The following is a 14,222-nucleotide window of genomic DNA, read 5'->3' as shown; positions in this document are numbered from 1 at the left end:
AAAAGCATCATTTTAAAAATGGTGCTTTTTTATGTCTGTGATTTTTATCCATGATTTTAATGTCAGCAACTTGAGGTCTATGGCTTTAAAATCTGTTTGGATGAATGGCTTTTTTATTTTACTTTTTGTCCATTCGTATATCCAAAACATAAAAAATGCGAACCGAAGTTCGCATTTTCATTCATCATGTTAAGGTTGAATTAACCAACTTAGAAGAAGCCAGCAGGTTTAGTTGAGTAGCTCACCAACAAGTTCTTGGTTTGTTGATAATGTTCTAACATCATCTTGTGGTTTTCACGGCCAATACCTGATTTTTTATAACCACCGAAAGCGGCATGCGCAGGGTAGATGTGGTAACAGTTCGTCCAAACGCGACCCGCCTGAATAGCACGGCCTGCACGGTAAGAAGTGTGCGCAGAACGTGACCAAACACCTGCACCTAAACCGTAAATGGTGTCATTGGCAATTTTAATGGCTTCATCAAAGTCTTTAAATGTAGTCACAGAAAGCACTGGGCCGAAAATTTCTTCTTGGAAAATTTTCATGTCATTGGTGCCTTTGAAAATTGTCGGCTCAATATAGAAACCACTGCCAACTTCATGACGTTCACCGCCACCTGTTAAAACTTGCGCACCTTCGGCACGACCTGTCGCAATACAACCCAAGATTTTGTTTTGTTGTTCTTGCGATGCCTGCGCACCAATCATAGTTTCAGTATCAAGCGGGTGACCTGTTTTAATACGTTTAACACGTTCAATGGCTTTTTCAAGGAAACGGTCAGCAATACTTTCCTGTACGAGCGCACGTGATGGACAAGTACAAATTTCACCCTGATTCAGCGCGAACATGGCAAAGCCCTCAAGCGCTTTATCTAGGTAGTCGTCATCTTGCGCCATAATATCTTCAAAGAAAATATTTGGAGATTTACCACCAAGCTCCAAAGTCACTGGAATGATGTTTTCAGTGGCATATTGCATGATCAATTGACCGACTTGAGTCGAACCTGTGAATGCAATTTTGGCAATACGTGGATTAGTTGCCAATGGGCGACCGACTTCTACGCCGTAACCATTGACTACGTTTAGTACGCCTGCAGGCAATAAATCTTGAATCAGCTCGACCAAAACTAAAATACTAGCAGGGGTTTGCTCCGCAGGTTTAAGTACAATACAGTTACCCGCAGCCAAAGCAGGTGCAAGTTTCCATGTTGCCATTAAAATTGGGAAGTTCCATGGAATAATTTGCCCCACAACGCCCAATGGCTCATGGAAATGATAGGCGATGGTATCTTCATCAATTTCAGAAATTCCGCCTTCTTGGGCACGAATACAGCCTGCGAAATAACGGAAATGGTCAATTGCCAATGGAATGTCGGCAGCCAATGTTTCACGGACAGGCTTACCATTATCCCATGTTTCTGCCACTGCCAATAATTCTAGATTTTGTTCTAAACGATCTGCAATTTTAAGCAGAATGTTGGAGCGTGTGGTTGGAGATGAGCTGTTCCATTGTGCTTTGGCTTTATGGGCTGCATCTAAAGCCAGTTCAATGTCTTCTGCCGATGAGCGTGGGACTTTGGTAAATACTTTGCCATCTACAGGAGAGATATTTTCAAAGTATTCGCCTTTTACAGGGGCGACCCACTCGCCACCAATAAAGTTTTCGTATTGTGCTTTAAATTGAACTTTTGAACCGGGTTGATTGGGATCTACGTAACGCATAATTCTCTTCCTTTGATGGTTTTTTATAATCTGCCGTCACTTTACCGTTTAGAACAATCCTGTGTCTAAAATCAGGTTAAATTTACGGCTATGGTATAAGGTACTTTGGTACGTTATTTGTTTAGCATACCAATATAAGGTTGGAAAAAGGTTGGAAAGTTGCAGGTTTACAAGCAACGAACAAATCCTTACAAAAACAAGCACTACAATGGATGTAATGCCCACAGGATTGTGAGAATCAGTCATGATGAAAAAACAAGATCTATTGGAAAAACAATTGCATATTGAACGGTTTAGACAAAGCAGTAGTTTATCGCCGCTGCATGCGCAGCAAATTCAGCAGAGTATTTTAAATTCTTGGCAACGCTCTGAAATTGCAGAAATTCCTGTAGATCGGCAGGCTGCTCCGTTAAATTCCAGTTTATCGCATCCGCAAGGCGGTTCGGCTTTACAGAGAGCTGTGCAAAATTGCGCAGAAGATTTAAAACATATCGCGCAGCAGTCCGACATGGTGGCAGCCGTGGGCGATGTGGGCAGTACGATTATTTGGACGGCAGCGAGCGCTCAAATGCGTAATGTGGCGGAACGAGTACATTTTGTAGAGGGTGGACAGTGGCGTGAAGAGTTGGTGGGTACCAATGCTTTGGCTTTGTCACTCAAAACTCAGCAAGCCAGTTGTGTGTTTTCCAGTGAACATTATATGTCATCGTTACATGACTGGGTTTGTTATGCTGCACCAATTTTAGACCCACATTCCAAACAAGTGTTGGGCGTGATTGATTTATCGACCACTTGGAAAAATCATAACAGTTTGGGTTTGTTGGCAGCAGAGCGCTGTGCTTCTTTAATTCAAAATGCGTTGCTGGAACAGCAAAAACAGCAGCTTTATATTCGCGCGTTTCGTGTGCCACAGGTGTTATTTAATGGCAAAGTGGTGGTGATGACACCGCGTCAAATTGAAATATTGGTGATTTTGGCACTTTGCCCACAAGGCATGAGTTTAGACACTTTACACCAAGCACTATATGGTGAGCGTAAAGTCAGCATGGGAACGCTAAAAGCTGAAATGTCGCAATTACGCGATATTTTAGGGGGGATGCTCGGCTCGCGTCCTTACCGAGTTTTGGCGCATATTGAAGCCGATTTTTTACAAGCTGAGCAGGCTTTAGATGCAGGTTATGTGCAGTCTGCCTTGCAAACGTGTGCAGGGGTATTTTTGGCGAAAACTGAAAGTCCATTTTTATGCGCATGGCGAGATTGTTTAGAATCACGCCTGAGTGATGCCATTTTTAATGCACAAGATACCGATGTATTGCTGAAACATTTGGCGCATAGCCCTGAAGCGATTGATGCGGTAGAGCGTTTAATTGAACTGATGCCAAAGCATCATCCTGCACATCAAATTTTATTAAAATACAAAGCCTAAATGACGAATCAAGTCTTTAGGCTTTCATTTCACTGTCCTTTAGTCTTACTGTTTTTTTTAGTTTTTACAGCCCTTTGCGGTTTAACCAGTCAAACAAGGACTGATACACTTCCGCGCGGACTTCTGGCGCAGAAAGCACCAAATCATGCACGCCATCTTCAATTTGGCAAAGCTGAATATCGCCATGCATGTGATGCCCATATTTTTGCATATCTGCAACATTTAAAATTACGTCAGTGCGTTGCGCAATCTCATTCCATTGGCGTGGATAACTACTTTGACTCGCATGCATAATTAAGGTGGGTACACCCAAATGCACACTGGCATGAATTTCTTTTTGCGCTTCATGAATTGCACGAACAAAACTTAATCGCACTTTTGGATAACGCGGTTTCTTCCATTCCAAATTAAATAACCATTCACCATGATATTGTTTGTGTAGACTTGGTACATAAAATGGATTAAGGCGGCTTGGAAATTTCATTTCTGGCAGCAATTTGCCCAATTGGCTTAAACGAGGAATGCCGAATTTTTTCTCAATCTCGCTCATATTGAAATCATAAAAAGGGCTGTTGCACCATAAACCACGAATCAGTGGATGATTGGGATGATGTGCCACATATAACGTGGTGATTAATCCACCTGTTGAATGTCCTGCCAAAATTACTGAGTCATGTTCTTCTGTGGCAATTTGCTCAAGTGCAGCGGAAATTTCTGCATCATATTCAGACAAGCTGCGCACATTGTACCAATTTTGATGTGACAAATGCGAACGCCCATATTTACGTAAATCTAGGGCATAAAAGTCATAACCATGCTGATTAAACTGGTCTGCCATTTCAGTTTGAAAGAAATAGTCAATAAAACCATGAATATAAAGTACGGCTTTACGGGTTTCCTGTTCAGCTTTTTTGCGTACCAAGGTAGCAATCACTTTGCCTTCATAATCAGATGGAAAATCCAGCGTCATTTGTTGGTAATCGGCACCCAAAATATCGGGTTGATAGCTTGGTGTTGTTTTTTGTTTTTTACTTAACAGCATAAGGTGTTCGTCATCCATTTTATTTTGACTATATCCTTGATGAGCTGTGCGCATTTGTCAAATTGAATTATGCAAACCCTCTGCATCTAAATCGCTTTAGTTTTATGCTGCGAGTTCATTTTGTTCTGAACAGCAAAAAAAGCAGAACGCATCTGAGATGGTTCTGCCAAAGGGAAGGATAAAAATAAAACAGCAAAAGAGGAAAATTGAAAAAAAGGATGGGAGATGCTGAGCAAATCTTGATTCACTCAGCAGGAGATTCAAATTACATCGCGGCTTTAAAAATTTCGACCACTTGTGCATGATTGGCTTTACGTGGGTTGGTGAGCATGCAGGCATCTTTTTGTGCATTTTCAGCCATAATCGCCAAGTCATCTTCTTTCACGCCTAACTCTGCTAAACCTGTTGGAATACCAATTGAGCTAGATAATTCACGAATTGCATCAATTGCGGCATAGGCGGCTTCTGTGGTGGTTAATCCGTCAGTATTGACTCCCATCAATTCTGCAATATCTGCATAACGCTCAGGGCAGGCAATCAGGTTAAATTCGCAAACATGCGGCAGTAAAATTGCATTACAGACGCCGTGCGGCAAGTTGTAGAAACCACCGAGTTGATGCGCCATGGCATGCACATAACCCAATGAGGCATTATTAAATGCCATACCAGCCAAATATTGCGCATAGCTCATGGCATCACGTGCTTCAATATTTTCACCATTTGCCACGGCAGGGCTAAGCCACTGGCTAATCATACGAATAGCTTTTTCAGCGCAGGCATCGGTAATAGGATTGGCTGCAGTTGAAACGTAGGCTTCTACAGCATGGGTTAAGGCATCCATGCCTGTTGCTGCGGTTAAACCTGCAGGTTTGGCAATCATGAGTTTTGGATCATCAATGGCGATGAGTGGTGTGCAGCGCCAATCGACAATTGCCATTTTAACGTGCGTGTCGGTATTGGTAATGATACAGAAACGGGTCATTTCCGATGCTGTACCTGCTGTGGTGTTAATGGCAATTAGTGGAGTCATTGGCACGGTACTTTTATCAATGCCTTCATAATCACGAATATGCCCACCACCTGCGGTAACTAAGCCAATGCCTTTGGCACAGTCGTGTGAAGAACCGCCACCTAAAGACACAATAAAGTCGCATTGATTGGCATTGTAGGCATCGACACCTTTATGTACGTTAATGTCGGTTGGGTTTGGCTCAGCACCTGCAAAGATATGGCTAGCAACGCCTGCTTCGGTGAGATAGCCTGCAATGGTATCGGCTACGCCAAATTTAAACAGTCCTTCATCTGTCACAATCAGGGCTTTTTTAGCACCTAAATTTTGCGCTCTTACGCCAATTTCTTTGGCACAACCAGGGCCGAAGAGAGACACACAAGGAATATAAAAACCGTTGGTTTGATCTGCAATATTTTTAAAAGCCATGCTCAGATTCCTTCTTGCATTGGGTATTGGAATAATGTGTTGTTATCGCGGTGTTGAACCGTGATTTGAGTATTCAATGCTTTGTGGTGAAATCCTACCTACCAAACACCAACCCTATTTTCTGAGTAAATAATGCAAACTAATCAATTGAAATTTATTTGTTTTTTAATGGGTTTTTATTTTTTCTGAAGTTGTGCGCAGGCTATAGGCAAGGGCTTAAATCTTGTTTATAGTGTTTTTGTATCTCTAATTTTAAGGTGTAGATACCGTTCACATAAATTTCAGGTGTAATTCAATTAATAAGTGGCTTAAGCTCGATTGAAGAATTGTCCACTTTTTGCAGATGGAAATAAAAAACAAAAAATAGGGATGTATCACGTGATGGGTCTAGTCGGTGCAATCAAATAAAAATAAGATGACACTTAGATAGACCGCACTTAAGCATGAGGAGCGTATATGCAGCCAATTTGCCAGCATAGCCAGTTGCATGCCGTTGCACAGCAATTGGTTCGTATTTCCAGTGTGGCCGCAGAAATCTATCAAGATCAAATGGATTTGGTTGGACATTTTACAGCACAAAATTTGTTTCGGATCGATCCTTTGCAGCATCGGGTCGAATTGCTGAATGGTCTGTTTAGTCTTGAATTTTATCCGCCAAAATCGCATACAAATTTAATAGAAACTCACTTTGAATTTGCGGGGAAACAGCAAGAAGCATTTGAAGATTTTTTCTTACATGATCTGCATTTTTTGACTGGGGATTTAAAACCGCAGCATTCTTTATTTTTGCGTAATCAGGCGCAGCAATTGCGACAATTGATTCTGCAGCAAGTTTACCTGTGGGTAGATGGTGCAGCACGGGTTAAGCAATTGTTATTGCATTTAGATGCAATGCAGGCACAAATTTTAGATCAGGCATTAATGCAGGCAGACGATCAGTATCAACCAGTATTGACCAAATTTGTGCAGCAAGGGCAGCACATTCCTGAAGATGTTTTAACTAACTTAACGATGCTGTGTGCTTTGGAATTTATAGAGGGTGAAACCTTTTTGCCAGTGCAAGCACTGATGCAAAGTTATGATGATTTTTGTTTTAGTGCGGCAGAATTTTTACCTAAAGCCATGCATCGTATTTTAAGTATTTCATTTCCTGAACGATTTAATTTGCAGGATTTAATCGATCATCAGGATGATATTCGGTTGTTGTATCGACATGCCGAAGAACATGGGCATTTATTGGGTTTTGCGCGTTTAATGCACCGTGAGGTGTGGCAGCGTTCCGATGCTTTGGCGAAACCGCATTTTTTAAAATCTTGCCCTTTAATTTGGCAAAAGAAAGTCGCCAAACTGCCGTTATTTGATTATCCACGTGCGGTGAATTGGCTGTTTAAACAGTCTGCACAAGTGTTGGATTGGCTTAGTTTAAATATTCATCATACCAGTGTGCGGGTGGCAGTGACTGCGCTCAGTTTTGTCGATTGTAGTCAGGCACATCCACGGATTATTTTGGCAACTTTGCAATATTTTCAATATTCAGCCGCACGTATGTTCATTCAAAGCTGTAATGTATATGCGACACAGCAAGCGTGGTTCGCACATGCGCATAATGTCAGTTTAATGCCGCATGGCGAAAAACAATCGTTGGATGATCCACGTGTTGCGATTAGTCCTTCCATTTTGTATTTGGATGAATGGATGAGTTTGCTAAAAACCGTGGCGCAGCAAGATGAGTATTTGGTTAAGCATGTATTTAGACGTTTGAGTCGTGTCATGCAAAGTTATATGACTTATTTGCAGCAAATCACACAGGATTTACAGCCTACTTTGTTGGATTATATTCAGCCCGAGAGTCAGCAGCAGCGTGATTTTTATACGGTATTGCAGCGTTATCAGCTTCAACCCGATGATTTTCGGCAGCGTTTTTATTTACGGGCGCAGCATAAGCGAGTTTCAGTGTTTGACAGTTATGTGCGTGATTATTTACTAGAATATTTTGCAGCGCATACGCATATTCCTAAAAGTCTGAGTTGGTTAGGGCTGTTTCATCAGGCGGTGCGTTGGCATCAACAGGTCTACAAAGCAGAGCTGATGGCCAAATTAAAAAAGGAAATTCAGTGCTGTGCATGGCAGGCCAAAAGCCCTATGCCGATGCTAAAGTTTTCAGGTTGGTGCTTTGAGGAGCTGACTCATCTAGACCGTATTATTGAAGAATCACAAAACTTTAAACACTGTTTGGCACTTAGCTATGCCAAGCTAATGAGTGAAGGGCAATATGTGGCTTTTCACATGGCATCGCCACATTATGCGCAGCAATTGACTCTGGGCTGTCATTTTCGGCAGAGGCAACTTGAATTTGATCAGTTGGAATATCCGAATAATCAAAAAGCGGAACAGTTACTGGTGACCATTGCAGAGCAGTTTATTGCATGGCTGAATCCACAATTGCCAGCTAAAGCATAAGACAACAGTTGTCGTATTCGCAGACTTGAGCCTTAACTTTTAGGCAAAAACTCGTTAGGCTATAGCCGTTCAGCAATGGTATAGGTCTTATGAAACAGGAAACTGCACTTAAACTTTTAAAAGCAGGCGAAAATGTCTTTTTAACAGGCTCTGCTGGTGCGGGTAAAACCTATACCCTGAATCAATACATCAATTATTTAAAAGCACGAAAAGTACCTGTAGCCATTACAGCATCTACAGGTATTGCTGCAACGCATATGAATGGCATGACCATTCACACGTGGGCAGGTATTGGTATTAAAGACTTTTTGTCCGATGCCGACCTAAAAAATATGAAAGAGCGCAAATATCTCAAAGAACATTTAGAAAATGCGCAAGTGTTGATTATTGATGAAATTTCGATGTTGCATGCCAAGCAACTGAATTTAGTCAATCAGGTTTTAAAATATTTTAAAGACAGTGATGAAGCCTTTGGCGGCATTCAGGTGATTGTTGCAGGAGATTTTTTCCAGTTACCGCCTGTAGGAAAAAACGATGAGCGCAATCGTGACAAGTTCTGTTTTATGTCAGAGGCGTGGGTCGAAGCTAAATTTCGAGTCTGTTATTTAACTGAGCAGCACCGTCAGGGCGACGATTATTTAAATGACATTCTCAATGCAATTCGTGCACAAAGTATTGATCATCAACATATTCAGGCTTTGGAGCACACCCGCCATCAAGATATTGGCGACACTTTCACACGTTTATATACGCACAATATGGACGTGGACAATATCAACTTTAAGCATCTGAATGAAATTGAAACTGAGAGCAAGCAGTTTGATGCCGTGTGTGATGGCAATGAAAAGTTGATTGAAACGCTGAAATCATCCGTACGTGCGCCTGAAATTTTAAATCTAAAAAAACATGCCAAAGTGATGTTTGTTAAAAACAACTTCGATATGGGCTATATCAACGGCAGTTTGGGCGAAGTGATTGGCTTTGAAGAAGATGACGATCACGGTATTTTGCCTAAAGTAAAATTGACCGATGGCACAGTATTACTGGTCGAGCCTGAAACTTGGTCGGTGGATAATGATGCAGGCAAAACCATTGCCAGTTTCCAGCAAATTCCGCTGCGTTTGGCATGGGCAATTACCATCCACAAATCACAAGGTATGACCTTAGAAGCGGCAGAAATCAATCTTAGCCATACTTTTGAAAAAGGGCAGGGTTATGTGGCGTTGTCACGATTAAAATCGTTAAGCGGTTTGCGTTTATTGGGATTTAATAGCCAAGCTTTGGAACTCGACAGTTTAGCGATTAAGGCTGACCGCCGTTTTCAGGAATTGTCTGAAGAAGCTGAAACGCACTATGAGCTGATGGATTTAACACCACAACATAATGCATTTATTCGTCACTGTGGTGGCACGTTGAACGAAACCGAAATTTTGCGCAATGAAAAGAAAATTGCCAAAGGTGGAAAAACCAATTATGCGACTGCCACGTTAGATGAAACCCGCGCTTTATTTGAAGAAGGTTATGATATTCAGGATATTGCAGTAGAGCGAGGTTTAACTCCTGCAACTATTATCAACCATTTGGCACGTTTGCAAAAAGAACAAAATCTGGATATTTCAGTGGCACATCCAGGTGAAGAAGTGGTGGAAGAGGTCCGTAAAATTTATAAGCGATTAATGAAGCGTCAAAATGCAGAGCACTTCAGCGATGATGGCGCAATTAAACTGCGCCCGATTGTTGAAGCGACTAGTCCACGCATGGGCTATGATCAGGTGCGTTTAGCATTGCTGTTTATTCAGTAGTTTAGTCATTTGGATAATGATGACTTATACTGCAATTCTGCATTAAAAATGCCCGCTTAACGTCACATAAAATACTATCGTTTTGAGAAAAACTTCGGTTAAACTGCCATCACTGTAAGCCTTAAAATATAATATTCGGTATGGCATTTACACCGTGGTACACATTTCGAAAATTTGTCTATAACAACTTACACGACGATGACTATGAAACATGGTTTAGTCGTTGCATTAACTATTTTTTAATTTTACTGATTTTAGGCAATGCCAGTGCGGTTATTTTAGAGTCGGTGAATGATGTCTATCTTGCCTATCAGGTATTTTTTGACCATTTTGAAAACTTTTCCATCGCAGTGTTTACGCTTGAATATTTGCTGCGGATTTGGAGTATTGCCGAAAAAGACCCGTTTATTTCGCCGTGGAAACAGCGTGTAAAATGGCTTACCAGCGGTGGGGCAATTATAGATTTGTTGGCGATTCTACCTGCTTATATTAACTTCTTTGTGCATCTAGATTTACGGTTCCTAAGAATTTTACGTTTGCTGCGTTTGTTAAAACTGACACGTTACTTTGTATCATTGCAAATTTTATTAAGAGTGATCAAACGGGAAAAAGGATCATTTCAGGCAGTCATTTTTATTCTCTCTATTATGATTGTGATGTCTGCCGCAGGTGTGTATGTGGTGGAAAGCAAGGCACAGCCTGAAGCCTTTAGCTCAATTCCCGCTTCGATGTGGTGGGCAGTGGTGACTTTAACCACAGTCGGTTATGGCGATGTCACACCAATTACCCCTTGGGGCAGAATTTTAGGTGCGTTAATTACGGTATTGGGTGTCGGCTTGGCAGCATTGCCTGCAGGTATTTTAGCCACAGGTTTAGCCAACGAACTTGAACAACGTAAGCAGCATTTAGGGTTGAAATTTAGAGAGCTATTGCAAAATAGTGAGATTGATCTGTTAAATGATCAAGAAAAAATTGAAGATTTACGCAAACAAGTCGGTTTAACCATTGAGCAAACCCAAGATATTTTATTGCAGTTAATTCGTGAGCGTCGTGAAGAAGAGCTGCGTTTAGAACAGGAGCCTTATAAATACTGCCCACATTGTGGAGAGAAGTTGTCGGAGTAAGCGAGGCTTGGGTTAAGAATTTCAATTCTAGTTTGGCTCTGCACGTTGGAAGCCTAAAACATGCTTGCTGAAAGCCATATTATTTTTATGGAATTGTATTGATTTCGTAGTAAATATCATCGAATAAAAACTAAGATGAAGAAAACTCATTATTTACATGCTAAGATTAAATTAATTCATTATTAAATTGAATCATGTTTGGCTTTGTTTCTTATTTTGCAAAATAAAAATGCGACCTAGGTCTAAACATGCAGTCAATAACTTGAAAAACTAGGAACAAGCAATGCTTGAAATTCGCCACTTAAAAACGCTATCAGCCCTGCGTGAACATGGTTCTTTGGTTGCTGCCGCCAATGATTTATGTCTGACGCCATCTGCCATTTCTCATCAACTCAAAGAACTAGATCATTGGTATGGCGTAGAAGTGGTGAACCGTCGTAGTCGCCCTGTGACATTTTCCAATGTCGGACAGCGTTTATTGAAACTGGCGGATGATGTCCTGCCACAAATTCAAATCACCCAAACTGATATTACCCGCATTGTGCATGGTCAAACGGGGCGAATTATTTTTTCTTCGGAATGTCATAGTTGCTTTGACTGGTTGATGCCGCTGCTGAATCAATATCGTCAGCAATACCCTGATGTAGATTTAGATTTTGCTTCAGGTTTTGAAGCCAATCCGCATGAATTATTGCAAAACGCAGAATTTGATTTATTGATTACCGCAGACCCGATTGCCTTAAAAGGTATCGAATATTTTCCAATTTTTGAATATGAATCGCGTTTGGTGTTGTCAAATACTCATCCTTTAGTACGTGCCGAGCGCATTACCGTACAGGAGTTGGCAGAAGAAACCCTGATTACCTATCCTGTCGATAAACACCGTTTAGATATTATGTCTAAGCTATTCATTCCAGCCAATATTCAGCCAAAAGCTATTCGTACTACAGATTTAACCCAAATGTTGATTCAACTGGTGGCGAGTGGGCGAGGGATTGGCGCATTGCCAGATTGGGTGGTGAATGAATATGAGCAAAAAGGCTGGGTAACTTCACGTCGTTTAGACTGCGTTGCTGCGGGAGGATTACGCCGTACCTTGTATGCGGGTTATCGTAGCGAAGAAAAAGAAAAGTGCTATTTTGAAGGCTTTTTGAAGCAATTAGAGAAATTTTCCCAAAAACGCACGCAGTATTATTCAAGTTAAAAATCGTACGATCAGCATCGTAAAGAGAATGCTAATTTATCGCTAAAAACACTAAGCTCATCTAAATCTCCACTAAAAACAGTGAGATGTTCTTGCTAAGCTTGCCTTGCGAAAATTAAGGGAGAGCGCAGTGAGTTCGGTACGTTGGCTGACAAAGGATTTGTGGATTGTTGCTGCGGGTTTTATGGCAGCAATGCATATTGGCAAGTTGCCACCGACTGTACCCATCCTACAAGCTGAACTCGGAATTAGTTTGGTTCAGGCAGGTTTTTTGCTGTCTTTGGTACAAGCTGCGGGCATGTCTTTGGCGTTGTTGCTAGGCAGTTATACTGCAAAAATTGGCTTAAAACGCTGTGTACTTTTGGGTTTGTCTTTATTGGCAGGTGCAAGTTTTGTTGGTGGTTTTGTACATAGCTTTTCCGCACTATTAAGTCTGCGTGTAATTGAAGGTTTTGGCTTTTTACTGATTACACTCAGCGGCCCTGCATTTATTCGTCAACTGGTTGCAGTGGAGCAGTTGCCTGCCAAAATGGGGCTGTGGAGTGCCTATATGGGCGGTGGGATGGGTATTGGTTTACTAAGTACGCCGTTTTTACTGCCCATCTTGGATTGGCAAGGCGTGTGGATGTGTTTGGGATTGTTATCCTTTGCGCTCGCAATCATCATTTATAAAGCCGTACCAAGTGTGCAGATCAGCACGCAAGCCATTGCCATCTTTGAACTGATTAAAAGCACTTTGAGCCATCCACCCGCATGGATATTGGCTTTGGTTTTTGGTGTTTATGCAGGGCAGTGGTTCAGTTTGGTGGGTTTTTTGCCGACCATTTATCAGCAATATCAAATATCTTTACAAACCGCAGGTGTGCTCACAGCTATGGTTGCAATGGCAAATGCGGTGGGTACATTTGTATGTGGGTTGTTATTACAGCGTGGGCTGAGAGCGCAAGTGTTGATGCAAATGGGTTTTGCGGTATTGATGCTATGCGCACTGAGTTTTTATATTTTGCGTGATGTTTTACCATTCATTGTGCAGTTTTTATTGGTCATCCATTTCTCTTTATTTGGTGGTTTAGTCGCAGCTGTGGTATTTGCGCAAGTACTTAATTTTGCACCACAACCGATTGCGATTAGTACCACCGTAGGTTTGGTGTTGCAGTGCTCGGCAATTTCACAATTTTTATTGCCGCCTGTGGTCGCAGCTATCGTATCTGCCACAGGAACATGGCTTTGGGTTGGTATTTTAATGGCCGTTTTATCTGCAATGGGAATGATATTAACATCTATCTTGTTTCGCAAAGTGGCTTAGATTTGGATGGTTTTTATTGAAATTGGTTGATACAAGACGATGAATTCAAGCAAAACCATCTAAACCAAGCGTCCCTAAATCTATGTTAAGAATAGCCAATAAACAAGGTGAGAATTCCTGCTGCAATCAGTGGTCCCACAGGCACGCCACGTAGCACAGCAACACCTGCGACTGTACCAATCAATAAGCCTGCGACCACATCAGGCTGATTGGTCATGAGCTTGACACCACGCCCGCCTAACCATGCCACAAAAACACCAATTGCAATCGCAAGTAAAGATTTCCAACTCAGGAAAGATTTTAGAATTGCTTCGCCTGGAAGTTTGCCACTGGCAATGGGTGTCAGTACGCCAATGGTGAGAATGATAATGCCCAGATTTAAGCCATGCTGCTGCAATAGTGGGAAAAATTCACTTAGCGGCGTAATTCTAAAAACAATCAGTACTGCTGCGGCAATGGTCACAGCCGTATTTTGGCTAAAAATACCGCATGCGAGTAGAACGATCAGCACCATCAGGTTAAGGTCTAATTGAGAGAGCATGGTGATCCATAAAAGGGGAAATAAATTGGAAAAGTGCAGTTATTGTAACTGTTTTGCACTACAAGCGGGCAAGGTACGCAATGTGTTCAGAATTTACGGTGTATTTGGTTTAGAATAGCAGCAAATATATTTATACTTTTTATCATTAGGTCGCTCAT

General features: G+C 41.6%; 10 protein-coding genes. 6 read left to right on the top strand and 4 right to left on the bottom strand.

Annotated features, from left to right (window positions below):
- Positions 1 to 209: 209 nt before the first annotated feature.
- On the bottom strand, positions 210 to 1,721 hold the full coding sequence (locus FTU35_RS03350) for an aldehyde dehydrogenase family protein (protein WP_004976873.1): 1,512 nt from the start codon (positions 1,719 to 1,721) through the stop codon (positions 210 to 212).
- Positions 1,722 to 1,965: 244 nt separating this feature from the next.
- Here FTU35_RS03350 and FTU35_RS03345 point away from each other — a divergent pair, with 244 nt between their 5' ends.
- The gene (locus FTU35_RS03345; protein ID WP_179991318.1) at positions 1,966 to 3,147 is read left to right on the top strand and encodes a transcriptional regulator; all 1,182 of its coding nucleotides are present in this window, start codon (positions 1,966 to 1,968) and stop codon (positions 3,145 to 3,147) included.
- 64 nt (positions 3,148 to 3,211) lie between these two features.
- On the opposite strand, the gene FTU35_RS03340 is transcribed toward FTU35_RS03345, so the two are convergent.
- Together FTU35_RS03340 and FTU35_RS03335 are read right to left on the bottom strand one after the other, a co-directional pair.
- On the bottom strand, positions 3,212 to 4,207 hold the full coding sequence (locus tag FTU35_RS03340; protein WP_179990127.1) for an alpha/beta hydrolase: 996 nt from the start codon (positions 4,205 to 4,207) through the stop codon (positions 3,212 to 3,214).
- Between the two features lie 247 nt (positions 4,208 to 4,454).
- Entirely contained in the window at positions 4,455 to 5,627 is a 1,173-nt protein-coding gene (locus FTU35_RS03335) for an iron-containing alcohol dehydrogenase (RefSeq protein WP_004976867.1), read from the bottom strand.
- A 456-nt stretch (positions 5,628 to 6,083) separates the two neighbouring features.
- Here FTU35_RS03335 and FTU35_RS03330 point away from each other — a divergent pair, with 456 nt between their 5' ends.
- The 5 genes from FTU35_RS03330 (at position 6,084) to FTU35_RS03310 (ending at position 13,523) form a co-directional block, all read left to right on the top strand.
- Positions 6,084 to 8,087 (top strand): hypothetical protein, encoded by a 2,004-nt coding sequence (locus FTU35_RS03330; RefSeq protein ID WP_180050211.1) that lies wholly within the window; start codon positions 6,084 to 6,086, stop codon positions 8,085 to 8,087.
- An 89-nt stretch (positions 8,088 to 8,176) separates the two neighbouring features.
- A complete protein-coding gene (locus tag FTU35_RS03325) occupies positions 8,177 to 9,889 on the top strand; it encodes an AAA family ATPase (RefSeq protein WP_180050215.1) in 1,713 nt (570 codons plus the stop codon).
- 140 nt (positions 9,890 to 10,029) lie between these two features.
- Positions 10,030 to 11,013 (top strand): ion transporter, encoded by a 984-nt coding sequence (locus FTU35_RS03320; RefSeq protein WP_179991320.1) that lies wholly within the window; start codon positions 10,030 to 10,032, stop codon positions 11,011 to 11,013.
- A 283-nt stretch (positions 11,014 to 11,296) separates the two neighbouring features.
- The gene (locus FTU35_RS03315) at positions 11,297 to 12,217 is read left to right on the top strand and encodes a LysR family transcriptional regulator (RefSeq protein ID WP_131261626.1); all 921 of its coding nucleotides are present in this window, start codon (positions 11,297 to 11,299) and stop codon (positions 12,215 to 12,217) included.
- A gap of 130 nt (positions 12,218 to 12,347) precedes the next feature.
- Positions 12,348 to 13,523: a CynX/NimT family MFS transporter gene (locus FTU35_RS03310; RefSeq protein ID WP_154320808.1), complete on the top strand. Its 1,176-nt coding sequence runs from the start codon at positions 12,348 to 12,350 to the stop codon at positions 13,521 to 13,523.
- 85 nt (positions 13,524 to 13,608) lie between these two features.
- Here the strand turns inward: FTU35_RS03310 and FTU35_RS03305 are convergent, their stop codons facing one another.
- Positions 13,609 to 14,064, bottom strand: coding sequence for a DUF441 domain-containing protein (locus tag FTU35_RS03305; protein WP_004976854.1), 456 nt, complete (start codon positions 14,062 to 14,064; stop codon positions 13,609 to 13,611).
- Positions 14,065 to 14,222 lie beyond the last annotated feature (158 nt).

This window comes from Acinetobacter sp. YH12095 (assembly GCF_013419245.1).
Taxonomy (GTDB): domain Bacteria; phylum Pseudomonadota; class Gammaproteobacteria; order Pseudomonadales; family Moraxellaceae; genus Acinetobacter; species Acinetobacter towneri.
The sequence above is the reverse complement of the archived record's forward strand: the minus strand, read 5'-3'. Positions and strand labels throughout refer to the sequence as shown.

Bases quoted from the DNA above. Each gene is read 5' to 3' on its own strand.
- FTU35_RS03330 (WP_180050211.1), top strand. From the start codon at position 6,084: ATGCAGCCAATTTGCCAGCATAGCCAGTTGCATGCCGTTGCACAGCAA.
- FTU35_RS03305 (WP_004976854.1), bottom strand. From the start codon at position 14,064: ATGCTCTCTCAATTAGACCTTAACCTGATGGTGCTGATCGTTCTACTC.
- FTU35_RS03325 (WP_180050215.1), top strand. From the start codon at position 8,177: ATGAAACAGGAAACTGCACTTAAACTTTTAAAAGCAGGCGAAAATGTC.
- FTU35_RS03315 (WP_131261626.1), top strand. From the start codon at position 11,297: ATGCTTGAAATTCGCCACTTAAAAACGCTATCAGCCCTGCGTGAACAT.
- FTU35_RS03350 (WP_004976873.1), bottom strand. From the start codon at position 1,721: ATGCGTTACGTAGATCCCAATCAACCCGGTTCAAAAGTTCAATTTAAA.
- FTU35_RS03340 (WP_179990127.1), bottom strand. From the start codon at position 4,207: ATGGATGACGAACACCTTATGCTGTTAAGTAAAAAACAAAAAACAACA.
- FTU35_RS03335 (WP_004976867.1), bottom strand. From the start codon at position 5,627: ATGGCTTTTAAAAATATTGCAGATCAAACCAACGGTTTTTATATTCCT.
- FTU35_RS03345 (WP_179991318.1), top strand. From the start codon at position 1,966: ATGATGAAAAAACAAGATCTATTGGAAAAACAATTGCATATTGAACGG.
- FTU35_RS03320 (WP_179991320.1), top strand. From the start codon at position 10,030: ATGGCATTTACACCGTGGTACACATTTCGAAAATTTGTCTATAACAAC.